Origin of the sequence: Burkholderia sp. A2 (assembly GCF_001729305.1) — a bacterium.
In the GTDB taxonomy this organism is placed as follows: Bacteria; Pseudomonadota; Gammaproteobacteria; order Burkholderiales; family Burkholderiaceae; genus Burkholderia; species Burkholderia sola.
Window position 1 is genome coordinate 25,551 of record NZ_LZXX01000057.1, and the last position, 24,300, is coordinate 49,850.

At 70.2% G+C, this 24,300-nt stretch carries 18 protein-coding genes; 9 read left to right on the forward strand and 9 right to left on the reverse strand.

Annotated elements, in window-relative coordinates; genetic code table 11:
* Positions 1 to 3 precede the first annotated feature (3 nt).
* Positions 4 to 339 carry a hypothetical protein gene (locus tag A9Z05_RS04415; RefSeq protein WP_069617038.1) on the reverse strand — a complete coding sequence of 112 codons (336 nt, stop codon included), beginning with the start codon at positions 337 to 339 and terminating at the stop codon, positions 4 to 6.
* Positions 340 to 534: 195 nt separating this feature from the next.
* Here A9Z05_RS04415 and A9Z05_RS04420 point away from each other — a divergent pair, with 195 nt between their 5' ends.
* The 4 genes from A9Z05_RS04420 (at position 535) to A9Z05_RS04435 (ending at position 3,014) form a co-directional block, all read left to right on the forward strand.
* Positions 535 to 963: a hypothetical protein gene (locus A9Z05_RS04420; RefSeq protein WP_069617039.1), complete on the forward strand. Its 429-nt coding sequence runs from the start codon at positions 535 to 537 to the stop codon at positions 961 to 963.
* Positions 964 to 1,053: 90 nt separating this feature from the next.
* Positions 1,054 to 1,509: an Rrf2 family transcriptional regulator gene (locus tag A9Z05_RS04425; RefSeq protein WP_069617040.1), complete on the forward strand. Its 456-nt coding sequence runs from the start codon at positions 1,054 to 1,056 to the stop codon at positions 1,507 to 1,509.
* Between the two features lie 159 nt (positions 1,510 to 1,668).
* The gene (locus tag A9Z05_RS04430; RefSeq protein WP_069617041.1) at positions 1,669 to 2,310 is read left to right on the forward strand and encodes an NAD(P)-dependent oxidoreductase; all 642 of its coding nucleotides are present in this window, start codon (positions 1,669 to 1,671) and stop codon (positions 2,308 to 2,310) included.
* 233 nt (positions 2,311 to 2,543) lie between these two features.
* Positions 2,544 to 3,014 carry an Lrp/AsnC family transcriptional regulator gene (locus A9Z05_RS04435; RefSeq protein ID WP_069617042.1) on the forward strand — a complete coding sequence of 157 codons (471 nt, stop codon included), beginning with the start codon at positions 2,544 to 2,546 and terminating at the stop codon, positions 3,012 to 3,014.
* A gap of 32 nt (positions 3,015 to 3,046) precedes the next feature.
* On the opposite strand, the gene A9Z05_RS04440 is transcribed toward A9Z05_RS04435, so the two are convergent.
* The 3 genes from A9Z05_RS04440 to A9Z05_RS04450 are packed head-to-tail and all read right to left on the reverse strand — an operon-like array spanning position 3,047 to position 6,555.
* Positions 3,047 to 3,820, reverse strand: a complete 774-nt coding sequence (locus A9Z05_RS04440) for an ABC transporter ATP-binding protein (protein ID WP_069617043.1) — start codon at positions 3,818 to 3,820, stop codon at positions 3,047 to 3,049.
* Positions 3,821 to 3,824: 4 nt separating this feature from the next.
* A complete protein-coding gene (locus A9Z05_RS04445) occupies positions 3,825 to 5,522 on the reverse strand; it encodes an iron ABC transporter permease (protein WP_069617044.1) in 1,698 nt (565 codons plus the stop codon).
* The gene (locus A9Z05_RS04450) at positions 5,512 to 6,555 is read right to left on the reverse strand and encodes a Fe(3+) ABC transporter substrate-binding protein (protein WP_069617045.1); all 1,044 of its coding nucleotides are present in this window, start codon (positions 6,553 to 6,555) and stop codon (positions 5,512 to 5,514) included. The genes A9Z05_RS04445 and A9Z05_RS04450 overlap by 11 nt, the downstream gene beginning before the upstream one ends.
* A gap of 242 nt (positions 6,556 to 6,797) precedes the next feature.
* Here A9Z05_RS04450 and A9Z05_RS35875 point away from each other — a divergent pair, with 242 nt between their 5' ends.
* Positions 6,798 to 6,959 (forward strand): hypothetical protein, encoded by a 162-nt coding sequence (locus tag A9Z05_RS35875; protein ID WP_006476417.1) that lies wholly within the window; start codon positions 6,798 to 6,800, stop codon positions 6,957 to 6,959.
* 128 nt (positions 6,960 to 7,087) lie between these two features.
* Here A9Z05_RS35875 and A9Z05_RS04455 read toward each other — a convergent pair whose 3' ends face one another.
* A complete protein-coding gene (locus A9Z05_RS04455; RefSeq protein ID WP_069617046.1) occupies positions 7,088 to 8,455 on the reverse strand; it encodes an amino acid permease in 1,368 nt (455 codons plus the stop codon).
* A gap of 297 nt (positions 8,456 to 8,752) precedes the next feature.
* Positions 8,753 to 11,044 (reverse strand): FUSC family membrane protein, encoded by a 2,292-nt coding sequence (locus tag A9Z05_RS04460; RefSeq protein WP_069617047.1) that lies wholly within the window; start codon positions 11,042 to 11,044, stop codon positions 8,753 to 8,755.
* 181 nt (positions 11,045 to 11,225) lie between these two features.
* Between A9Z05_RS04460 and recC the strand changes: the two genes are divergently transcribed.
* The 4 genes from recC to arfB are packed head-to-tail and all read left to right on the forward strand — an operon-like array spanning position 11,226 to position 20,984.
* Positions 11,226 to 14,564 (forward strand): exodeoxyribonuclease V subunit gamma, encoded by a 3,339-nt coding sequence (gene recC, locus A9Z05_RS04465; RefSeq protein WP_069617048.1) that lies wholly within the window; start codon positions 11,226 to 11,228, stop codon positions 14,562 to 14,564.
* On the forward strand, positions 14,561 to 18,268 hold the full coding sequence (gene recB, locus A9Z05_RS04470) for an exodeoxyribonuclease V subunit beta (RefSeq protein ID WP_069617049.1): 3,708 nt from the start codon (positions 14,561 to 14,563) through the stop codon (positions 18,266 to 18,268). Before recC ends, recB begins: the two co-directional genes overlap by 4 nt.
* Positions 18,265 to 20,583, forward strand: coding sequence for an AAA family ATPase (locus A9Z05_RS04475; RefSeq protein ID WP_069617050.1), 2,319 nt, complete (start codon positions 18,265 to 18,267; stop codon positions 20,581 to 20,583). Before recB ends, A9Z05_RS04475 begins: the two co-directional genes overlap by 4 nt.
* Complete coding sequence (gene arfB / locus A9Z05_RS04480) at positions 20,580 to 20,984, forward strand: alternative ribosome rescue aminoacyl-tRNA hydrolase ArfB (protein ID WP_069617051.1); 405 nt, start codon at positions 20,580 to 20,582, stop codon at positions 20,982 to 20,984. Before A9Z05_RS04475 ends, arfB begins: the two co-directional genes overlap by 4 nt.
* Positions 20,985 to 21,039: 55 nt before the next feature.
* Here arfB and A9Z05_RS04485 read toward each other — a convergent pair whose 3' ends face one another.
* The 3 genes from A9Z05_RS04485 to A9Z05_RS04495 all read right to left on the reverse strand — a co-directional run bounded on the left by A9Z05_RS04485 (position 21,040) and on the right by A9Z05_RS04495 (position 24,181).
* Positions 21,040 to 22,320 carry an EAL domain-containing protein gene (locus A9Z05_RS04485; RefSeq protein ID WP_069617052.1) on the reverse strand — a complete coding sequence of 427 codons (1,281 nt, stop codon included), beginning with the start codon at positions 22,318 to 22,320 and terminating at the stop codon, positions 21,040 to 21,042.
* A 527-nt stretch (positions 22,321 to 22,847) separates the two neighbouring features.
* Positions 22,848 to 23,774: a DMT family transporter gene (locus A9Z05_RS04490; protein ID WP_069617053.1), complete on the reverse strand. Its 927-nt coding sequence runs from the start codon at positions 23,772 to 23,774 to the stop codon at positions 22,848 to 22,850.
* Between the two features lie 152 nt (positions 23,775 to 23,926).
* A complete protein-coding gene (locus A9Z05_RS04495) occupies positions 23,927 to 24,181 on the reverse strand; it encodes a hypothetical protein (protein WP_069617054.1) in 255 nt (84 codons plus the stop codon).
* Between the last annotated feature and the right edge of the window lie 119 nt (positions 24,182 to 24,300).

The following is a 24,300-nucleotide window of genomic DNA, read 5'->3' on the forward strand; positions in this document are numbered from 1 at the left end:
GCGTCAGTGGCGCGCGAACAGTGAGGGCGGCCGGCGCAGCCGCAGCGCGCACGCGGACCAGTAGGCGGCGACGGTCGCCAGCCCGAGCGCGGCGAACGCGAGCGCGGCGAAGCTGGCGAGCGACTGGCCGTCGCCGTCGGCGCCGAGGATGCCTTGCGCGATGATCAGCGCGGCCGTCCAGAAACCGATCACGGCCTGCGTGAGCAGGCGCGCACAGGCGATGCGGCGCGGCCGCCCGGATTCGGCGAGGCGGCGCGTCGACGGCGCGCGCAGGCACAGGAACAGGGTGGCCGCGAGCAGCGCGGCCAGGGCGATGAGCCAATCAACGAGGAAAGCCATGACGAGAAAAAGGGGCACGTACGAAGCGGATTGGAGCGTGCCCACTTTAAAGGCGTGGCGCGTGCGATTGAATCAGACGAATCCGAAATTGAAAGGCATTTTTAATGGCGGGTCGTCATTGGGCCTGTTCCACAGGCGGTATCATCGACACCGGTCCAACCACGAGGTCGTGCCACGCGCGGCCGGAGATTGCTGATGAACATGAAGACATCGCGGGCGCGTCGCGCGCCCGGGTCCGTGCTGGCGGCCGTGGCCGCCGGTGCGCTGCTGTTGCTCGCGGGCTGCGAGAAGTCCGGCACGCCGGCCGCGCAATCCGATACGGCCGCGAGCGCGGCCGCCGACGCCGCGAACAATGCGGCCAAGGCGCTCGACCAGGTGGCGAGCACCGTCAATCAACAGATCAACGCGGCGAAGGCCGGCATCGCGTCCGCGGCGTCGGCCGTGCCGCCGTTGTCGGCGAGCGGCCTCGCGTCGGCCGCGCAGGCGCAGATCGACGCGGCGGCGTCCGCGGTCGTCGTGCATGCGGCTTCCGAAGCGGGCGCGAAGATCGCCGAAGCCGGCAAGAAACTCCAGCAGTGGAGCCAGCAGGGCGCTGCGGGGACGAAACCCGCGAGCGGCGAATGACGCGGGCTTGCACGATCCGCAAAATGTAATTATGATAGTTACACATGTCGCCGGTTGCGGGTCGGGCCGGCGTCGCCGAGTGAGTCACGAATGAATACCAGCAGCCGGTTCGCGTTTGCCGTTCACGTGCTCGCCTTGCTGTCGATGCAGGAAGGCGTGCCGTTGTCGTCCGACATCATCGCGGGCAGCGTGAATACGAATCCGGCGCTGATTCGCCGGTTGTTGTCGATGCTGGCGGCCGCAGGGCTGACCACGTCGCAGCTCGGCGCGGGCGGCGGTGCGCTGCTGGCGCGCGAGCCCGGCGAGATCACGCTGCTCGACGTGTATCGTGCGGTCGACGATGCGCAACTGTTCGCGCTGCACCGCGAGGCGCCGAATCCCGCGTGTCTCGTCGGGCGGCACATCCAGGGCGTGCTGACCGGCTATATCGGCGACGCGCAGCGCGCGATGGAGGCGTCGCTCGCCACGCGCACGCTCGTCGACGTGACGGCCGACATGCTGGATCGGGAGCAGGGCACGCAACAGGCGGCGCGCATCGGCGGGTGACCGAGGGCGGGTGCCGGACGCGGTCACCCGGCGGCAGGCAGGGCAGGAAGCCGGACGGCGCGCATGCGCGGCGATCGGCGCAACGGGGGCTTCGCCCCGTTTTTTTCGGTCTTATGTGTAATTGTTTGTGTTACATATTTTCAACTCTGGAGAATCGATATGACGCAACGTTCGTTGAATATCGCGCTGTTCGGCGCCACCGGCATGATCGGCTCGCGCATCGCGGCGGAAGCCGTGCGGCGCGGCCACCGCGTCACGGCGCTGTCGCGCCATCCGCGCGCATCCGTCGACGGCATCACCGCGAAGGCGGCCGACCTGTTCGACGCGGCCAGCATCGCGGCCGCGCTGCCGGGCCATGACGTCGTCGCGAGCGCGTACGGCCCGAAGCAGGAAGATGCGGCGCAGGTCGTCGCGGCGGCGAAGGCGCTGGTCGCCGGCACGCGCCAGGCCGGTTTGAAGCGGCTCGTGGTGGTGGGCGGCGCCGGTTCGCTCGAAGTCGCGCCGGGCAAGCAGCTCGTCGACACCGAAGGTTTCCCGGACGCGTACAAGCCACACGCGCTCGCGCACCGCGATGCGCTCGACTACCTGAAGACGGTCGCCGATCTCGACTGGACCTTCTTCGCGCCGGCCGCGCTGATCGCGCCGGGCGAGCGCACGGGCACGTTCCGCACGGGCGTCGGCAAGCTGATCGTGGACGCGCAAGGCAACAGCAAGATCTCGGCGGAAGACTACGCGGTCGCGTTCGTCGATGCGCTCGAGCAGGACGGCTTCGTGCGCGAGATCGCGACCGCTGCGTATTGAGCGGCATGATGGCCGGCGGCGTGTGAGCGCCGGTCCGGGCGCGACGCGCAAGCCGCGGCACGCAACCATTTCAGGCGATTCCACCCGCGCGGGTGGCGTCGCCTGTTTCTTTGGGGCGGCGAGTGCGCGACGGATCGGTATTTACACCGGTCGACGCGCCGAGACAGTTTTCATATTGTTCCCCGTCGGGCAGGATGAATAGAATAAATTTCTATCGACGAGGGAATGGAGAAATGGACGCCATCGATCGCAAGCTGCTGGAGCTGCTGCAGGTGGATGCCACGCTGCCGATCGCGGAGCTGGCACAGCGCGTGAACCTGTCGCAGACGCCGTGCTGGAAGCGCGTGCAGCGGCTGAAGGAAACCGGCGCGATTCGCGCGCAGGTTGCGCTGTGCGATCCGCGCAAGCTCGGGGTCGGCACGACCGTGTTCGTCGCGATCCGCACGAACCAGCACACCGAGGAATGGGCGCAGCGCTTCACGCAGGCGGTGCGCGACATGCCGGAAGTCGTCGAGGTCTACCGGATGAGCGGCGAGACCGATTACCTGCTGCGCGTCGTCGTGGCCGGCATCGACGACTACGACCGCGTCTACAAGCAACTGATTCGCACGGTGCCGCTGTTCGACGTCAGTTCGTCGTTCGCGATGGAGCAGATCAAGTATTCGACCGCGCTGCCCGTGCGCGATCTGGCCGAGCCCGCCTGACGCTCACGCCGTCGCGCCCCGGTGGCGCGACGTCAGCGGCCGCGCGCCAGTGCGCGCGCGCGTTCGTCGGCGAGCGCGTCGCGGCGCACGAACTCCGCGACGAACGGGCTGGCCGGATGATGATGCAGCGCGTACGGCGTATCCCATTGCGCGAGTTCGCCGTCTTTCATCACGCCGATCCGGTCGGCGATCGCGAACGCTTCCGCCTGGTTGTGCGTGACGAGGATCGCGGTGTGGCCCGTGTGCTTCAGGATGTCGCGCAGCTCGAACGCGAGCCGCTCGCGCGTATCGACGTCGAGATTCGAGAACGGCTCGTCGAGCAGCAGCAATTCCGGCGACGGCGCGAGTGCGCGTGCGAGCGCGATGCGCTGCTGCTGGCCGCCCGACAGTTCGTGCGGATAGGCATCGCCGGCGTCGGCGAGGCCGACGAGGTCGAGCATCTCCGCGACGCGCAGGCGCCGTTCGGCCTTCGGCATGCGCCGCAGGCCGAACGCGACGTTGTCGGCCGCGCTCAGGTGCGGGAACAGTGCGTAATCCTGGAACATCATGCCGATGCGCCGCCGCTCGGGCGGCACGTCGAGCGACGGCGCCGCGACCGGCGTGCCGTCCAGCACGATACGCCCCATGCGCACCGGTTCGAAGCCGGCGATCGCGCGCAGCACGGTGGTCTTGCCGCAGCCGGACGCGCCGAGGAGGCAGCCGATGTCGCCGCGCGGCAGCGCGAGGCTCAGGCCGTCGACCACGGTGCGGCGGCCGTGCGGCGTGTCGTAGGCGACGCAGAGGTCGTCGAGTTCGAGCAGGTTCACGGTGTCAGGCTCCGATCTTGTGGCGGGTGCGGGCGAGCAGGATCACGGGCACGAGCCCGGCCAGCACGATCGCGAGCGCGGCGACCGCGCCTTCTTCATAGGTGCCGCGCGCGGCTTCCGCATACAGCCAGGTCGCGAGCGTGTCGAAGTTCAACGGGCGCAGCAGCAGCGTGGCCGGCAACTCCTTCATTGCGTCGACGAACACGAGCAGCGCGCTCGTCGTGAGCGCGGGCCGCAACAGCGGCAGGTGGACGCGGCGCAGCGTGCCGCCGGCCGTCTCGCCGAGCGAGCGCGCGGCCTGCTCGAGCGACGGCGGAATGCGCGCGAGGCCGGCCTCGATGCCGCCGGTCGGGATCGCGAGAAAGCGCACGGTATAGGCGATCGCGAGTGCGGTGGCCGAGCCCATCAGCAGCAGACCGTCGCGGCCGAGCGCCGCGCCGAACAGCCGGTCGGCCGCCGAGAACGGAATCAGCAGGCCGATCGCGAGCACGGTGCCCGGCACCGCGTAGCCGAGGCTCGCGATCCGCGCGCACAGCCGGGCAGGGCCCGCACGGGCGCTGTCGCGCTGCGCGCGTGCGGCCCACGCGACGACGAGCCCGCACGCGAGCGTCGCGGCGGTGGCGGCGGTCGCGATCGTCAGCGTATTCGCGAGCCCCGTCATCAGTTGCGCGGACACGCCGCCGACGAGGTGCAGCCGCTTGGCCGTTTCGACCGCGAGATACGCGGCCGGCGCGCCGAAGCCGAGCGCGACGGGCAGCCAGCCGAGCATCGCGGCGCCCAGCGCGGCCGAGCCGGTCAGGCGGCGCGGCGCGATCGGCCGCATGCGCCGGCCGTGCGCGTAGCGCTGGCGGCGGCGCCCGTAGCGTTCGAGCGCGATCATGCCGACGACGATCGCGAGCATCGCGAGTGCGATCTGCGCGGCGCCGGCGAGATCGGAGCGCGTGATCCACGTCGTATAGACGGACACGGTCAGCGTCTGCACACCGAGGAACTCCGACGCGCCGATATCGTTCAGCGTTTCGAGCAGCGCGAGGCTCACGCCGACCGCGATCGCCGGCCGGGCGAGCGGCACGACGACGCGCCAGAACGTCGCGACGCGACCGGCGCCGAGCGTGCGCGCGGCTTCGAGCAGGCTCGCGGATTGCGTGACGAACATCGCGCGCGTGCTCAGATAGACGTACGGATACAGCACGAAGCCGAGGACGAAGATCGCGCCGGGCAGCGAGCGCAGGTCGGGCAGACGGAACTGGCGCGGGCTGTCGAAGCCGAGCAGCCAGCGGATCGCGCCCTGCACGGGGCCGATCGGATGCAGCAGGTCGAGATACGCGAACGCGACGATGTAGGTGGGAACCGCGAGCGGCAGCAGCAGCGCCCAGGTCAGGATCCGCCGGCCGGGAAAATCGTACGCGGTGACGAGCCATGCGCAGCCGGTGCCGACGATCGACACGATCGTGCCGACCCCGGCGAGCAGCAGCAGCGTATTGACGAGCGCCTGCGGCAGCACGAACTCGGCGAGATGTCGCCAGTGCGCGAGATCGGCGTCGAACGCGGCGGCCACGAGCACCACGAGCGGCGCCGCGACCGCCGCGGCGATCGTCAGCGCCGCGAGCAGCCACAGGCTGCCCGCGGGCAGCCGCACGCGCGGTCGCGGGCCGCGTGGCTCCCGGCAGGCGCGGGCCGCAGGCGATGCGTCAGTTGTCAAAGCCGACCTTGTCGACCAGCTGGCTCGCCTGCTTGCGATGCTTCGCGATATCCGCCAGCGGCAGCGGGTCGACCTTCAGCGTGCCGAAGCTCGCGATCACCGGGTCGAGCTTCACGTTCGCGCGCACCGGATATTCGTAGTTCGCCTGCGCATACAGCGCCTGTGCTTCTGGCGACACCAGGTATTCGAGCAGCTTCACCGCATTGGCCTTGTGCGGCGCGTGCTTCGCCACCGTCGCGCCGCTGATGTTCACGTGCGTGCCGCCGCTCTTCGCATTCGCGAACGTCGGGCGCACGACCTTGATCGCGTCGCCCCATTTGCGCGCATCGCTGCCGGCTTCGGCATTCTTCATGTGGCCGACGTAGTAGGCGTTCGCGAGGCCGACGTCGCAGATGCCGCCGAGGATGTCGCGCGCGACGTCGCGGTCGCCGCCCGTCGCCTTGCGCGCGAGGTTCGCCTTCACGCCGCGCAGCCATGTCTCGGTCGCGGCCTCGCCGTCGTGCGCGATCATCGCCGCGACGAGCGCCGTGTTGTACGGATGCTGGCCCGACCGGATGCAGACCTTGCCCTTCCATTTCGGATCGGCGAGATCCTCGTAGCGGAACGCATCGACCTTCAGGTCCTTTTCGACGTACAGCACGCGGTCGCGCAGCGACAGCGCATACCAGTCGCCGTTCGTGCCGCGCAGGTTCGCGGGAATCGCGTCGTCGAGCGCCTTCGAGCGCACCGGTTGCGTGACGCCGCCGTCGACGAGGTCGAGCAGGTTGCCGACGTCGACCGTCATCAGCACGTCGGCCGGCGACTGCGCGCCTTCCGCTTTCACGCGCTCGAGCAGGCCGTCCTTCACGAACACCGTGTTGACCTTGACGCCGCTCTGCTTCGTGAACGCGTCGATGAGCGGCTGGATCAGCTTCGGCTCGCGGGTGGTGTACAGGCTCACTTCCTCGGCCGCCTGGGCAAGCGGCGCGAAGGCGGCCGCGGTCAGGGCGAGGGCGCCGGCGAGCGGCAGCAGGCGGGTGCGCGGATTCGACATGGAGACTCCGGTGCGGCAGGTGGACGAGGGAGCGTTCCGCGGCGCGCCTGCCGCCCGCGCGACCCGGAACATTACAAATTGAAAGACGCTGGATTCTAAATCGAAATGGGAATGATTAACAAACGAAAGCTTGCGGAAAGCAGGGAGAGGCCGGGCGCGGAGACCGGCGAACGGGGCGGCGCAGCGCGGGCGCAAGCGCGTAGAATGCCCGCTTCGACGAATTTGACGGAGCGGCACCGACCATGAACGATCAGCGCAAGAAGAACCCTGTCCGCAACGTGAGCATCCTGATCGTCGTGGCCGTGCTGCTCGTGATCGGGACGATCCTGTACAACGCGATTTCGCAGAAGCACGCGTACGACGAGGCTCATCCGGCCGAGGCCGCGAGCGCGGCGTCGCACTGACGCGCCGGTGCGCGGCCCGGTCGGGTCGCGCGCGGGGCATGCGAACGGAATCGATCCGCGGTTTCCGGCGCGGCGCCCGCCGCGCGGAACCGGGACAGCAGAAGGCGCGCCGGCAGGTCGGCCGTGCGTCAACGTGACGCAGCGGCGAATGTCGGGCGGACCCGTGCGTAGAACACCGCCGCGAGCAGCGCGAGCCACGCCGCGCCGACGTAGAGCGCGACGCGCGTATCGTCGAACCAGCCGAGCATCACGATCACGAAGCCCATGAACGCGATCGTCAGCGCCGGCGCGACCGGCCACAGCGGCACCTTGAACTTCAGTGCGGCGACTTCGGCGCTCGACAGGCGCCGGCGCATCGCCACCTGCGACAGCAGGATCATCAGCCAGACCCACACGGTCGCGAACGTCGCGATCGCGGCGACCACCAGGAACACGTCCTTCGGCATCAGGTAGTTGAGCAGCACGCCGACCAGCAGCGCGCCGGCCATCACGAGCACCGTGACCCACGGCACGCCGTGGCGCGACGTCGTCATCAGCACGCGCGGCGCCTGGCCTTGCCGCGCCATCCCGAACATCATCCGGCCCGCGCCGAAGATGTCGCTGTTGATCGCCGAGATCGCCGCGCTGATCACGACGAGATTCAGGATCGTCGCGGCCGACTTCACGCCGAGCGCCGAGAAGATCTGCACGAACGGGCTGCCGTCGCTGCCGACGCCCGTCCACGGGCTGATCGACATCAGCACGACCATCGTCAGCACGTAGAACAGCAGGATCCGGGCGGGCACCGCGTTGATCGCGCGCGGAATCACGCGCTCCGGATCCTTCGCCTCGCCGGCGCTCATCCCGATCACCTCGATCCCGCCGTACGCGAAGATCACGACCGACAGCGACGCGATCAGCCCGCCGACGCCGTTCGGGAAGAAGCCGCCATGGTTCCACAGGTTCGCGAACGTCGGCACGTCGGCCGAATGGCCGAAGTGCATGCCGGTCAGCAGGATCGCGACGCCGCCGCCGATCATCGCGACGATCGCGCCGACCTTGATGATCGACAGCCAGAATTCGAGCTCGCCGAACACCTTCACGTGGCATAGATTCAGGCCGCAGATGATCGCGACGACGCCGAGCACCCAGATCCATTGCGGCACGTCCGGAAACCAGAAGCCCATGTAGATGCCGAATGCGGTGATGTCGGCGATCGCGACGATCACCATTTCGAGCGTGTAGGTCCAGCCGGTGACGAAGCCCGCGAACGGGCCGAGGTACTCGGTCGCATAGTGGCCGAACGAGCCGGCGACGGGTTCGCGCACGGCCATCTCGCCGAGCGCACGCATCACCATGTAGACGGCCGCGCCGCCAAGGATGTACGCGAGGATCACGGCCGGGCCCGCGAGCTGGATCGCGGACGCCGAACCGTAGAACAGGCCCGTGCCGATCGCCGAGCCCAGCGCGAGAAAGCGGATGTGCCGCGCGCTCAGATGGCGCTGCAAGTTTTTCATCGAGTCTCCGATATCGTTATGCGACGAACCTGGCGAGCGGCGCCGGTTCGGGCGCGTCAAGTTGTATATACAACTTGAATGTGAACGAATGATAACAAGCCGGACCCGGTGACCGGAATCGGGTATTCCCTGACCGGCGTGGCGAGCGGAACGGGGCGTGGGGCGGTCGCGCGCGGCAGGCGCGGGCCGCGCGGAGCGCGGTGGGGCATGCTTCCGGGGAATCGTTTTTGAACCGGAGCGCGCCGGTGGCCGGGCCGCGTCGCGCGCGGGCCGGCCTGGCGGCGTGGATGTTCGCGGTCAGGCAGGCAGGCGGATCACGCTCGCGTCCTTGCGGATCAGCAGCGACGACGCGAGCATCTGCTTGCACTGGTGCGCGAGCACCTTCAGGTCGTGCGTGAGCTCGGCGCCGACCGCATCGGATTTTTCCGCGGATACGACCATCGCATCGAGATCGCGCGTGATCTGCTTCGACGCTTCGAGCTGGTCGGCAGGCGGCGGCTCGCCGGCCTCGGCCTTTTCGAGATTGTCGAGCACGGCGGCGAGGCCGCGCTGCAGCGCGTCGTCGTGAACGAGACCGCCATCGGCCGCGCATGCGCTGCGGATCAGCGGCGCGGCAGCGGTGATCTGCGCGCCGAGCACATGCGTCTGCACGAGCAGGTCGTTCAGTTCGGGCACGAAGCGCTGGTGCGCCTTCGGCTCGATCATCATCCGCTGGAACGCCTGCCCGAGGTTCGCGAACGCGATGTGCACGTCCTTGCGGGCGAGGCGGTAGCGGTAGTCGTCGTCGAGGCTGGCGGCCGGGGACTCGATCGCGGCCGCGACGCCCGCGACGACGGCCGCGCCGTCGGCGGCCGGCACCGGCAGCGGCGACATGCCGCGCCCCGCGCGCCACACGGCCTCGAAATACTTGCGGGTGGACGTCAGCATGTCGGTGACGAGCTTGCCCATCAGCCGGTATTCCCAGTACGGGAACAGCCGGCTCGCGGCGATCGCGATCATGCAGCCGACCACCGTGTCGATCGCGCGCTCGCCGATGATCCGCATGCTGCCCGGCGCGAGCAGGTGGAACATCAGCAGCACGTACGACGACGTGAACACGACGCTCGCCGCATAGTTGAACAGCAGCAGGCTGTAGCTCATCACCATCGACCCGAACATGATCGCGATCAGCAGGTGCGTATCCTTGACCGTGTAGATCAGCGCGACGCTCGCCGCGCAGCCGATCAGCGTACCGACGATACGCGCCGCATTGCGCTGCTTGGTCAGCGAATAGCCGGGCTTCAGGATGATGATGGTGGTCATCACGATCCAGTATGCGTTCGTGAGCGGCAGCAGCCGGCCGATCCAGAAACCGACCGCGACGGCGATCGTCACGCGCAGCGCATGGCGAAAACTCGGCGAGCGCATGTTCAGGTTCGAGAAGATCAGCAGCGGCGACATGCGGCGGCGCTGCAGGAAGCGCGTGAGCGCCTTGTCGATCTTCAGTTCGGTTTGCTGCGGATCGGCATGGCCCGACAGGTTGCGGCGCATCCGGTCGATCAGGCGCGTCGCGCTCCAGATTCGCCGGAACGTCGCGAGCACGGCCGCATAGGCTTCCGCGTGGGTGGCCGCGAAGTTCTTCTTGCGCATCAGCTCGATCTCGTACTCGATCGCGCGCAGCTCGGCCTTCACGCTGATGTGCGAATGCGGCGCGCGGTTTTCGAGCACCGCGAGGCCGACCTCCTCGAGATCGGCGGCGGCCTTGCGGATCAGGTCGCGATAGAAAATGATCAGGTCCGAGCCGCCGAACGTGTTGCGCACGAGCGGGTAATCGGTGTGCGCGCCGACGAACAGCTCGTGCAGGTCGACGCTGTTGATGAACAGGTTGTACATCGTCGTGCGGCCGGGATCGAGCTTGCCGCGCCGCAGCTTCGGCAGGTTGCGCAGCACGATGTCGCGCGCGGTTTCCTGCGTTTCGACCGCGGTGATCTGCCGCGCGACGAGATTGCGGTAGCACTCGTCGAGATCGGCGTCGAGATCGTAGAACTGCGCGCGCGCGAGCAGGTAGTCGGCACAGGCGAACAGGCTTTCGGCGAGCGCCTGCTGCTCGATCCGGCGTGCCTGCCATTGCGACACGAGCGTGGCCCAGTACGTGTACCAGAGGCCGCCCGCGAGAATCCAGCCGGCGTTGACGAACGCCTCCAGCGGCGTGAATTTCTCCTCGAGCGTCATCACCATCATGAACAGCGTCGCGAAGCTGATCTGCGGCCAGCGGTTGCCGTAGACGACGATCAGCGACAGCACGAACGTGAGCGGCACGATCGTGAGCCACAGCGCGAAGATGTTCGGTGTCGCGAGGCCGGTCGCGAGCGCGGCGAGGAAGCCGATCACGCTGCACGCGAGCATTTCGTTGTGCTTGTACTTGAGCGGGCCCGGCATGTCGACGACGCACGCGCCGAGCGCGCCCGTCGAGATCGTGAAGCCGAGCTCCCGGTTGTGAAACACGATCAGGCACAACACGGCCGGCAGCGACACGCCGACCGCGATCCGCAGGCCGCCGAAAAAGTACTGGCTGTAGAAAAACTTTCTGATTTCGACCGAATAGCGCATCGATGAGCTGAATGACAGACGAAGACGCCCGGGGCGGCGTATTGACTGGCGACGAGTCTATCGTATTTCGCGGCTCGCAAAAGCTGGCTTTCCGGCCGAGGTTCGCGGCGGCGGCCCATTTGCTATCCTTGGTGATCCTGTTCGCCCGGCCCCGCCGGTGCAAGGTTCCGACGCCCGCTTCATGCTCCATCTTTTCTATTCGAACCGTCACGAAACGCTGGCCGACGCGCTGCTCGAGGATCTGGCCGCGTTCCCGGCCCGCAACGGCCCGTGGGCGCCGCAACAGGTCATCGTGCCGAGCGCGGCGCTGCGCCGCCGCCTCGAGCTCGACATCGCCGCGCGCAATGGCGTGTGCGCGAACGTCGAGTTCACCTATCTCGCGCAGTGGCTGTGGGCGCAGATCGGCCGCGTGCTGACGGTGCCCGCGCGTTCGCCGTTCGCGCCCGACCGGCTCGTGTGGCGCTGCTACCGGCTGTTCGCGCAACCGGCAGGCGACGCGCCGTGGCTCGCGTCGCCGCGGCTGGCCGCGTACCTGTCGGCCTCCGACGACGCGATGCGCTACGAACTGGCTCATCGCGTCGCGGCCGTGCTCGATCACTACCTGACCTATCGCCCCGAATGGCTGGGCGCGTGGCAGGCCGGCGAATCGGTGCTCGCGGGTGACGGCGCGCCGCGCGGGATCAGCGACGCCGCGCGCGACGACGAACGCTGGCAGGCCGCGCTGTGGCGTGCGCTGCTGGCCGAGCTCAGCGACAGCGGTACGCCGCCGGCGCACCGTTTCCTCGTCGAGGCGCGCCATCTCGATGCCGATGCGGTCGCACGCGCCGACTGGCCCGAATCGGTCAGCGTGTTCGCGCTGCCGACGATGCCGCCGCTGCACGTCGCGCTGCTGCGCGAACTGTCGCGCTGGATCGACGTGCGCGTCTACGCGCTGAACCCGTGCCGCGAATTCTGGTTCGACATCGTGACCGCCGCGCACGCCGAGGCGCTCGATGCGGCCGGCCGGCGCGACTACCAGGAAGTCGGCCATCCGCTGCTCGCCGAATGGGGCAGGCAGACGCAGGCGCAATTGCACATGCTGCATGAGCTGACCGAAAGCGCCGCGTCGGGCGATGCGTCGCGTTTCGTCGAGAATCCCGCGCCCACCTGGCTCGCGCGCGTGCAGAACGCGATCCTCGACCTGCGGCCGGAAGCCGAAATCGGCGACACGCCGGTCGAGCGCGGAATCGAGGTGCATGTGTGCCACAGCCTCGCGCGCCAGCTCGAGGTGCTGCACGACCGGCTGCTCGCATGGTTCGACGCCGATGCGAGCCTGCAGCCGTCCGACGTGCTCGTCGCGGTGGCCGATCTTGCCGCGGCCGGGCCGCTGATCGACGCGGTGTTCGGCACGGCCGGCGCCGGCGGCGCGCGGGTGCCTTACCGGATCACCGGCCTGCCGCCGTCGCAGGCGAACCCGGTCGCGCGCGTGCTGCTCGACTGGCTCGCGTTGCCGGAGCGGCAGGTCGGCGCGCCGGAGCTGGTCGAATGGCTGCGCGTGGATGCGGTGGCCGCGCGCTACGACATCGACGCGGCCGCGCTCGAAACGGTGCAGACCTGGCTCGCGGCCGCCGGCGCGCGGCGCGGGCTGTCGCCGCTCGCCAGCGACGACGCGGCCGTGCCCGCGCCGCGCCATACGTTCTCCGATGCGCTCGCGCGGCTCTTTCTCGGCTATGCGATGCCCGAAGGCGCGGCGCCGATCGGTGCATGGCTGCCGATCGAGGCGGCCACCGGCAGCGAGGCCGAGTTGCTCGGCCGGCTCGCACGCTTCACCGACGATCTCGACGGCTTCGCGCGGCGGCTCGCGGAGCCGCACACACCGCGCGGCTGGAGCGAACTCTTTGCCGACACGCTCGCGCGCTTCTTCGATTCGGGCGCCGCGTATGCCGACGCGCTCGCCGGCGTGCGCGACGCGCTCGACGCGATGCTGGCCGCGATGACGGAGGGCGCGCCCGACGAGGCGTTGCCGGCGGCCGTCGTCCGCGCGGGGCTCGCGGCGGCGCTCGACGATCCGGCCCGCGGCGGTGTGCCGTGGGGCGGCGTCACGTTCTCGTCGCTGACGAGCTTGCGCGGGCTGCCGTATCGCGTCGTCTGCCTGCTCGGGATGGACGACGGCGTGCTGCCGAGCCTCGCGCGCGCGGACGAATTCGACCTGATGGCCGTGCTGCCGAAGCTGGGCGACCGGCAGCGCCGCGACGACGAGCGCAATCTGTTTCTCGATTTGCTGCTGGCCGCACGCGACCGGTTGCTGATCGCCTATACGGGCCGCAGCATCCGCGACAATGCGCCGTTGCCGCCCGCGGCGCTCGTCGACGAACTGCTCGATCATCTGGCGGACGTCACGGCCGGGCCCGGCGCCGCACCGGACGCGGTCGACGCCGCGCGCCGCGCGTTCATCGTCGAGCATCCACTGCAGCCGTTCGCGGCCGCGTACTTCCAGCCCGGCAGCGGCCTCGTTTCGTACGACGCCGAGCGGGCGACGCTCGCGTCGCTGCTGGCTGCCGAAGCGTCGCGCGACGGGCCGCGCGAGCAGCCGTTCTTCGCGCAGCCGCTGCCGGCCGAGCCGGTCGAGCCCGTCGCGTTCAGCGAATTCGAACGCTTCTGGCGGCATCCGGCGCGTGCGCTGCTGCGCGGCCGGCTCGGCATCGTGCTGGCCGACGCGCAGGCCGAACTGCTCGATACCGAGCCGTTCGCGCTGGACTTTGCCGGCAGCGACGCGCTTGCCGAGCGCGTGCTGCCGCTCCTGATCGAAGCGGGCGACGGCAGCGTGCACGATCACGCGCTGCGCATCGCGGACGCGAGCCCGGAGTTGCCCGGCGGCGCGACGGGCGCGGTGTGGCGCGACCAGGCGCTCGGTTCGATGACGCAGCTTGCGTCGAACGTGCGCCGTGCGCTGGCTGACGGCATCGAGCGACGGCCGTTCTCGCTCATCGTCGTGCCGAAGTGGCCCGACACCGAGCAGGCGCTGTTCGGCGCCGACGACGCGATGCTGTCGGCCGACGCGGTGAGCGCGCCGCTCGAATTGCACGGCACGTTGAACCGGCTGACGCCGGCCGGGCAGGTCATCTACCGCTATGCACGGCCGAGCGCGCGCGACTACCTGTCCGCGTGGCTCGCGCATCTCGTCTATTGTGCGATCGAGCCGGGCGGCCCGCGCCGCACGCTGTGGTTCGGCAGCGGCGGCGCGTTCGAGTTGACGCCTGTGGCGGCGCCGCTCGAACGGCTCGCGCCGCTGGCCGCGCTGTTTCGCGCGGGGCGACGCATGCCGCTGCGGTTTTTCCCGCGCAGTGCGTGGGCGCGGGTATCTGACGGCGAGGCCAAGGCCGCGAGCGTGTGGATCAACGAGCGGGTCGTGAGCGAAGCCGACGATCCGGCGATCGCGATCGCGTGGCGCGGTGCGCATCCGTCGCTCGACGAGCCATTCGGCACGCTTGCGCGGCTCGTGTTCGAGCCGTTCGTCGAGCATCTGAAGGAGGTCGCATGAGTGCCGTGTCGCAGCAGCAGGCGCTCGAACTCGACGTGTTCGCGTGCCCGCTCGACGGCGTCAACCAGATCGAGGCGTCGGCCGGCACCGGCAAGACCTGGAACATCTGCGCGCTGTACGTGCGCCTGCTGCTCGAAAAGGATCTCGGCGCGGACGAAATCCTCGTCGTGACCTTCACGAAAGCGGCGACGGCCGAGTTGCACGAGCGGATTCGAAGCCGGCTCGCACAGCTTGCGCATGCGCTGGACACGGGCGACGACGGCGGCGATCCGTTCATCGCACGCCTGCTGGAGACCACGCTAGGCGAAGGCGGCGCGCTCGACGCCGAGACGGCCGTGAAGCGGATCCGCCGCGCGTTGCGCGGGTTCGACCAGGCCGCGATCCATACGATCCACGCGTTCTGCCAGCGCGCGCTGCAGGAAGCGCCGTTCGCGGCGGCGATGCCGTTCGCGTTCGACATGGAGGCCGACGATGCGTCGCTGCGCTTCGAACTCGCGGCGGATTTCTGGCGCACGCGCGTCGAACCGGCGGCCGCGCGCTGGCCGGGCTTCGCGACCTGGCTCGTCGAATCGGGCGCCGGCCCGGCCGCGCTCGATGCGCAGCTCGCGCGCCGGCTGAAGAAGCCGCTCGCCGCGCTGCGCTGGGACGGCGTGACCGAGCCGGACGAATCGGCCGAAGCGGCGGCCGCCGAATGCTTCGCCGAGGCGGCGCGGATGTGGGCGGCCGAGCGCGACGCGATCGATGCGTTGCTGCGCGCCGCGCAGCCGGCGCTCAATCAACGCTCGCACAAGCCCGACGCGCTCGCCGATGCGCTCGCCGCGTGGGCCGTGCATTTCGAGCAGGGCGACGCGACGGCCGCGCTGCCGAAAGCCGCGTTGAAGCTCACGCAAACCGCGCTGACGAAGGCGACGAAAAAAGGCGGTGCGACGCCCGCACACGCGTTCTTCGACGTGGCCGACGCGCTCGAGGCGGCCGTGGCCGCCGCCGAGGCCGCGCAGCGCGCGCGCTGGCTCGCGCTGATCGCCGAATGGCTCGACATGGCGCCGGGCGAACTGGCCGAGCGCAAGCGCACGCGGCGCGTCGTGTCGTTCGACGATCTGCTCGCGAACCTGTATCACGCGCTGCACGCGCATCCGTGGCTCGCCGAGACGCTGCGCGCACGTTATCCGGCCGCGTTGATCGACGAGTTCCAGGATACCGATCCGCTGCAGTTCGCGATCTTCGACCGGATCTTCGCGCCGGGCGGCCCGCTGTTCCTCGTCGGCGATCCGAAACAGGCGATCTACAGTTTCCGCGCGGCCGATCTGCACACCTATCTCGCGGCGCGCGCACGGGCGAGTGCGTGCTACACGCTCGCGGTCAACCAGCGCTCGACGCCCGCGATCGTCGACGCATGCAACCGTTTCTTCATGTCGAATCCGCGCGCGTTCGTGCTCGACGGGCTCGACTATTACGCGGTGCGCGCCGGCACACGCGTGCGTGCGCCGTTCGTCGACGAAACCGATCCGGGTCCGGCCGGCGATTTCCGCGTGTGGGCGCTGCCGGGCGGCGAGGGCACGCTGCTCAAGCGCGATGCGCAAGCGCAGGCTGCGCAAGCCTGCGCGGCCGAGATCGCGCGGCTGATGCGCGGCGCGCGTGACGGGCGCGTGCGGCTGGGCGACACGCCGTTGTCGCCGGGCGACATCGCGGTGCTCGTGCAGACGCACCGGCAGGGCAGCCTCGTGAAGCGCGTGCTCGCGACGTGGGGCATCGGCAGCGTCGAGCTGGCGCAGGCGTCGGTGTTCTCGACCGGCGACGCCGAGCAGCTCGAGCGCGTGCTGGCGGCGATCGATGCGCCGGGCGACCTGAGGCGTCTGCGCGCGGCGCTCGCGTCCGACTGGTTCGGGCTCGATGCCGGCGCGCTGTGGCGCATGGAGCAGGGTGACGGCGATGCGCCATCCAGCGCGTCGGCGGCCGACAGCGCCGACGCGATGAGCTGGGTCGAACGCTTCTCGCGGTATCGGCTGCTGTGGCGCGAACGCGGCTTCGCGGTGATGTGGCGCACGTTCACGCGCGAGCTGCGGATCGCCGAACGGCTGATGGCCGGTGCCGACGGCGAGCGACGCGTGACCGACGTCAACCATCTGGCCGAGTTGACGCAGGCGCGTGCATCCGCGCAGCCGGGCATCGCGCCCACGCTGCGCTGGCTCGCCGCGCAACGGCTCGATGGCGGTGGCGAGGAAGCGCAACTGCGGCTCGAATCCGATCGCAACCTCGTGCAGATCGTCACGGTGCACAAGTCGAAGGGGCTCGAATACGCGGTCGTGTTCTGCCCGTTCCTGAACGACGGCGGGCTGCGCGAGCCGCCGTCGTCCGCGCTGCCCGATGCGCGCGAGTATCACGACGACGCGGGCGATGCGGTGCTGCATTACGGATGCGACGACGAAGCGGCCGCGCACGCGGCGCGGCAGGCGTTGCGCGAGCAGGCGGCGGAGCGCGCGCGGCTCGTCTACGTGGCGCTCACGCGCGCGGTCTATCGCTGCTATGTCGTGGCCGGGCCCTACCTGTCGTCGCGCTCGACGCGCGAAGCGCGGCGTAGCGTGCTCAACTGGCTCGTCGCGGGCGCCGGCCATGCGTTCGATGCGTGGCTCGACGAGCCGCCCGACGAAGCTGCGCTCGATGCGGCGTGGCGCGCGCTCGCGGGCGGCCCCGTGAGCGTCGCGCCGCTGCCCGTGCCTGCGCGCCGCGAGCGTCTCGCGGCCGGGCACGACGCGTCGCAGACGCTCGCGGCGCGCCATGCGACGCGCGTGCTGCGCGATGCTTGGCGAATGGCGAGCTTCAGCTCGCTGACCGCGTCGATGGCGCGCGAAGAGGCGGGGGGCGCGGCCGTGCCCGACGACGAACTGCGGCCCGATCACGATGCGCTGGCCGCGGTGACGCCGGACGGTGAACCGATGCTGGCCGATACGGTCGCGGCCGACCCGCCGGACGACGACATCCTCGCGTTCCCGCGCGGCGCGGCGGCCGGCGAATGTCTGCACCGCCTGTTCGAGCTCAGCCGGTTCACGGAGCCCGAATCGTGGCACAAGGCCGCGCTCGGCGCGCTGCATGACCGGCCGGTGGAGGCCGAGCCGGCGCTTGCGACGCGTCTGCCGGCGATGATGGCGCGGCTTGTCGACGACGTCGTGCACACCGAACTCGTGCCGGGCATGCGGCTCGCCGATCTCGATCCGGCGAAGCGGCTCGACGAAATGGGCTTCCTGTTCCCGGCGCCGTCGCTCGACCTGCTGGCGCTGCGCCGGCTGCTGGTCGCGCACGGCTATCCGGACGTTGCACTGGAGGCGGGTACGCTCGCCGGTTTCATCAAGGGTTTCATCGACATGATCGTCGAACACGACGGCCGTTTCTGGATCGTCGACTGGAAGTCGAACCACCTCGGCACGACGCCGGATGCCTATGGCCCGCGCGCGCTCGACGTCGCGATGGCCGATCACGCGTATCACCTTCAGGCGCTGCTCTATACGGTCGCGCTGCATCGTTACCTGCGCGGCCGGCTGCCCGATTACGACTACGACACGCACATCGCGGGCTACCTGTACCTGTTCGTGCGCGGCGTGCGGCCCGGCTGGCGCAGCGGCGGCGAGCCGGCCGGCGTGCATGCGCGGCGGCCGGCCCGCGCGCTCGTCGACGCGCTCGACCGGATGATGGAAGGGGGGCGCGCATGACCGCGTCCGACGACATGCTCGAATTCACCGGCGGTCTCGTCGCGCGGCTGCCCGAGCCGGCCGACTTCGGCATCGCGCTCGCGGAAGGCTTCGCGCGCCGCATCGGCGACCTCGCGCGGCGTGCCGGTGCGCCGTCCGCGTCGGCGCGCTGGGCGGCGCGCGCCGCGTTCGCGACGAGCCGCGCGACCGCCGGTGGGCACGTGTGCGTCGCGCTCGCCGCGCTCGCGCAGCGTTACGAAGCGCCGCTCGACGAAGTCCGCGCCGCGCTCGCCGCGAGCGGCGTGGTCGCGTTCGGCACGCTCGCTCGCGGCGACGAGCGGCCGCTGATCGTCGATCGGCTCGATCACCTGTACCTGTCGCGCTATTTCGATTACGAACGGCGGCTCGCCGATGCGCTCGTCGCGCAGGCCGGCGTCGCCGCGCCGGACGAAGGTCTGTCGCCCGAGCGCTTGCGCGACAGTCTCGCCCGTTACTTCGGGCCGGCTACCGGCGAAGTCGACTGGCAGCGCGTCGCGGCGATCGTCGCGCTGACGGGCCGCGTGACGATCGTCAGCGGCGGGCCGGGCACGGGCAAGACGACGACCGTCGTTGGCGTGCTGGCCTGTCTGCTCGACGCGCACCCGGGGCTGCGCATCGCGCTGGCCGCACCGACCGGCAAGGCCGCGCAGCGGATGCAGGAGGCGCTGCACGCGCGCGCCGGCGATCTGCCGCCCGAGCTCGCGGCGCGCCTGCCCGACACGTCGTACACGCTGCATCGGCTGCTGGGCGGCGGCGGGGCGGCCGGCTTCCGGCATCATCGCGACAATCCGCTGCCGTACGACCTGATCGTCGTCGACGAGGCGTCGATGATCGACGTCGCGCTCGCCGCGCATCTGCTCGACGCGCTTGCGCCGGGTGCGCGGCTCGTGTTGCTCGGCGACAAGGATCAACTGGCCGCGGTCGAGGCCGGCGCCGTGTTCGCGGAGCTGAGCGCGCGGCCGGCGTTCACCGTCGCGGCGCGCACGCGCATCGCGCAGGCGCTGGGCGTCGACGAGGCGGCATTCGTCGCGGCGTTGCCGGTGCCGGACGAAGCTGCGCCGCCGGCAGCGGTTCCAGCCGGGCCTCCGGTTCCTGCGTCCGCAGGTGCTCCGGCGTCGCCATCGGCGTCTGCTCACGTTTCGCGCAAATCGTCGCGTCGGTCGAAAGTCGATGCGCGACAGGCGTCGCTCTTCGACGACGAACCGCAGGATGACGACGTGTCGCCGGCCGACATCGACATCGCGCCGCCGCAGCCCACGGAGTCCGCACTGGCCGATGATGCTGGCGCACCAGACGGCAATGCGCCCGCCTGGATCGAGGCCGACGAACTCGCATGGCTCGACACCGTCGAGCTGCCGCCGTTCGATGCAGGCGACGCGGCGCTTGCATCGGCGACGGCGGCCGCATCGCCATTGACCGGCGAAGCCGTCGCCGCGTTCGCCGGCACGCCCGCTCCGGCGCCGCTCGCGGACTGCGTCGTGTGGCTCGAACGCAATTACCGCTTCGGTCTCGATTCGCCGATCGGGCGGCTGTCGCTCGCGATCCGTCGCGGCGACGTACAGGCGGCACTCGATGCGCTGCCCGCCGACGAGTCGGCCGCCGCGTCGTTTCACGAGGATGCGGGCGACACGCTGGCGTCGTCGACGGTCGAGCGGCTCGCACGGCGCTTCGGCGCCTACCTCGACGCGTTGCGCGCCGCGCTGGCCGCGCCGGTGCCCGATCCGCTGCCGCTGTTCGACGCGCTCAACCGGTTCCGGATCCTGTGCGCGACCCGCAGCGGTTCGCGCGGCGCGGAACACGTCAACGCGCTGGTGGCCGCGCACGTGCGGCATGCGGCGCGCGTGCCGCTCGCGGTCGGCGCGCACTGGTTCACCGGGCGGCCGATCATGGTCACGCGCAACGACTATGCGCTGGGGCTGTTCAACGGCGACATCGGCATCGCGCTGCCCGACGCGCACGGCGTGCTGCGCGTGTGGTTCCGGCGCGCGGACGGCACCGCGCGCGCGGTGTCGCCGGCCGCGCTGCCGCCGCACGAAACGGCGTTCGCGCTGACGGTGCACAAGTCGCAGGGCTCGGAATTCGACGAAGCGGCGCTCGTGTTGCCCGCATCGTTCGGTCGGGTGCTGACGCGCGAGCTTGTTTATACGGCCGTCACGCGCGCGCGCACGCGCGTGCAGGTGATCGGGCCGCGGCGTGTGCTGGCGCAGGCGGTCGCGACGCGCACGCAGCGCGATTCGGGGCTCGCGGCCCGCGTCGACGAGGCGCTTGCGCGGCGCCGCATGGAGGCTTCGCGATGATGATCCGTTACACGCTCGATCCGGCCGAGGTCGAATGGACGGCCGTGCGCGCGCAGGGCGCGGGCGGGCAGAACGTGAACAAGGTGTCGAGCGCGATTCATCTGCGCTTCGACATCCGCGCGTCGTCGCTGCCGCCGGTCCTCAAGGAGCGGCTTCTCGCGCTGTCCGACCAGCGCATCACGCGCGAAGGCATCGTCGTGATCAAGTCGCAGGAATATCGGACGCAGGAGAAGAATCGCGAGGCCGCGCTCGCTCGGCTCGATGCGCTGATCGGCAGCGTCGCGTACACGCCGCGCGCCCGGGTCGCGACGCGGCCGACGCGCGCGTCGAAGGAGCGGCGGCTCGAGCACAAGTCGCGCCGCAGCGTGGTGAAGTCAGGGCGCGGGAAGGTGGTCGACTGACGAACGAAGGGTCGGTGCCTGTCGCAGGCGAGCGAACGTCCGCCGTGCGCGCCGGCTATCGCATCACGGTTCCCGCGCTGTCGAGCACGAAGTCGACGCAGAACACGACGAGCCGGCTCTGCGCGCGGATCGCGACGGCAGCCGTATAGCAGTCGCGGCCTTCCGTCAGCGAGAAGTGCGGGCCCATCAGCGCGACGCGGCCGGGGGCGGCGATCGCGCGCTGGAAATACGGGCGGCGCGACCAGTTGCTGTGGGTCTCGGGGAATAGCGGGGCGAGACGGGTGACGCTCGCCTGGCTGTCGTCGGGCGGTGCGCCGATCGACGGCAGGAACTGTTCGCCGGTCTCGTCCGTGACGAACACGCGACGCGCGGCCGGCACCGTGAATACGCGTTGCGCGGCGTCCTGCAGGTTGCCGCTCGCCGAAAACGCGGCCGCGCCGCCGAGCACGAGCCGTTCGATCGCGTCGAAGCCCGGCTGCTCGGCGGCCACCGGCGTGTGCCGGCGGGCGATGAAGCGCCGCCATGCGGCGTCGAGCATCGCGGGCGCCGCCGCGCTCGCGTGCGCGATCGATGCGTCGGGCTGGCCGAACTGGAAACCCTGCACGAAATCGATGTCGGCTTCCATCAGCGCCTGCAGTGCGTCGTCGCTTTCGACGCCTTCGGCCAGCACCATCGCGCCGGCCTGGTGGAGCATCGACACGAGGTGATGCATGATGCGGCGATCGTCGGCCGAGCCGGTCGAACGCTCGACGAGCGAGCGGTCGAGCTTCACGATGTCGGGCCGCGCCCGCCACACGCGGTCGAAGTTCGAGAAGCCGGTGCCGAAATCGTCGATCGCGATCAGGAAATCGCGATGCTGGATCATGTCGATCGTGCGGGCGAGCGCGGCTTCGTCGCGCGCCGGCTGTTCGATCACTTCCAGCACGATGCGGTTTGGCGGCAGTGCGAAATGCCGGCACAGCGCCTCGACGAACTCGCGCTGCACGAGGCCCGTGTCGAGCACGCGCGGCGTCACGTTCAGGAACAGCCAGCCGTCGCCGATGCCTTGCGTGACGAAGTTGGCGGTGTGCAGGCAGCGCGCGAGCCGGTCGAGCAGCAGTGCGTCGGCGTCGCCGCGCGTCTTGTCGAACAGGGCGGTGGGCGACACCAGCGCACCGTTTGCATCGACGACGCGCAGCAGCGCCTCGTAGCCGACGACGCGCTTGTGCGTGATCGACAGCACGGGCTGGAACACGCTGCGCAATGTCGTGGTGCGATAGGTGGCGAGCCAGCCGTGGGGTGTCGGCGTGAGGCGTTCGAGCAGGGCGTCGAGCGACAGGTCGCGAGCGGGCTTCATGTCAACGGTGCCCGGAAGCGGGTGGCGGGGCGCCGACGCCCCGCCACGCCGATGCAGCCGCATGCGCAGGCGGACGCGAAAGAACGTAGGGCATCGAAACGCCTTCTGCGGATGAGTTTTCCGAGTGTAACGGGATTGCCGCGGCGCGCGTATCAGGGTAACTCCAGACGCAAACGGTACACCGCGATTCCGCCCGTACGCGGCGGCGCGGCGACGGGCGCCGCGTGCATGCGTCCGGTGCATGACCGTCGCGAAACGAAGCGCGTGACGGCGACAGATGCCGATCCCGCGGCAGCGCGGCGGTACGACCGTGCGTTGCTGCCGCCCGATGCGCGGCCCGATACGGGACATTCCGGTGGCCGGCTGCCGCCGTCAGACGAATGGGACGAATGCCCGCGTGCCGCGGTGCGATCGGGGGCGGGCCGGCCAACCCGCGTCGCGTCGTCACCGGCATCGCCGCGCGGCGGCCACGGGCCACGGGCCACGGGCGACCGGCGGCGGTTCGTGCGCGCCCGGCGCGCCGATCGTCAGGTCGCCTCGCCGCCGCGCGGTCGGACGCCGGGAATCCGCTTGATCACGCCGGTTGCGAGCGCGGTGCCGACGAGCACGATCACGCAGCCTTCGATCATCACGGCCGACACGTGTTCGCCGAGGAACAGCGCGCCCCACAGCAGCCCGAACACGGGGATCACGAACGTGACGGTAATCGCGCGGGCGGGCCCGACATGCGCGATCAGGTAGAAGAAGATGAAATACGCGATGCCGGTGCACGCGACGCCGAGCGAGAGCACCGCGCCCCAGGCGTGCACGCCGACCGGCGCGGCCGGCCACGTCGCGATCGCGAACGGCACCAGCAGCACGGTCGAGCCGATCATGCTGCCGGCCGCGTTGACGAGCGGATCGACGCCGCTGAGCTTGCGTTTCGTATAGTTGGCCGCGATGCCGTACAGCAGCGTCGCGCCGAGTGCGGCCGCCGCGGCGAGCGCGGTCGCGCCGGCGCCCGTGTCGCCGTGCGCGTTCGCGACCTGGTCCCACACGAGCGTGAGCACGCCGGCAAACCCGATGACGAGGCCGAGTGCGCGCGGCAGCGACAGCTTGTCCTTCAGCCACAGGTAAGCGACGAGCGCGCCCCACAGCGGCGTCGTCGCGTTGATTACGGACGTCACGCCGGCCGACAGCGTCAGCTCGGCGAACGCGAACAGGCAGAACGGGATGCCCGAATTCAGCGCGCCGACGACGAACAGCGGCCACGCATGACGGCGCAGCCGGGCGCCGAGATCGGCGGGTTTGAAGCGCGTCAGCGCGAAGCCCGCGAGAAACAGCGCGCCGATGCCCACGCGCAGCGCCATCAGCGGCGCGACCCCGAAATCGACGACGCCGACTCGGATGAACAGGAAGGATGCGCCCCACAGGGCGGCGAGCACGGTCAGCAGGAAAGCGTTCTTGGGTGACATCGATCGGCGAGGGCGGGGACGGGATGCGAGGAATCTTACACCGCGTTACCGCCCCGTCGTTTCATGATCGGATGAAACGACAAGAAACGGGAATTCCGCCGGTTTGCCGCCGGGCGGCGGACGCCGAGCGCGTGCGGCGCGGCCGGGCAGAATCAGTGATGACGCCAGCCGCCGCGTCCGCCGAAGCCGAAATTGAGCGACAGCGCCGGGCCCCAATAACCGCCCCACGCGGGCGCATACGCAGGCGCCGGATAGTAGTACGCGGGAGCGGGATCGACATACACGGGCGCGGGCTGCACCGGCACCGGCGCCGCCGTGTAATAGCCCGCCGGGATATAGCCGTACGGGTAGTAGCAGCCCGCAAGCGTCGTGCAGGCAAGCGCCGCGGCGACGAAGGTCCTGTTCATGATGTGTCTCCGGCGGAGCCGGCTATCGGCAGATGCTTGTAGCTTAGGCCGAGTACCGATGACACGGCATGAAAAACGGTAACCGATCATTTCCGGGCGGAGCGGCCGCGCCGGTTGCG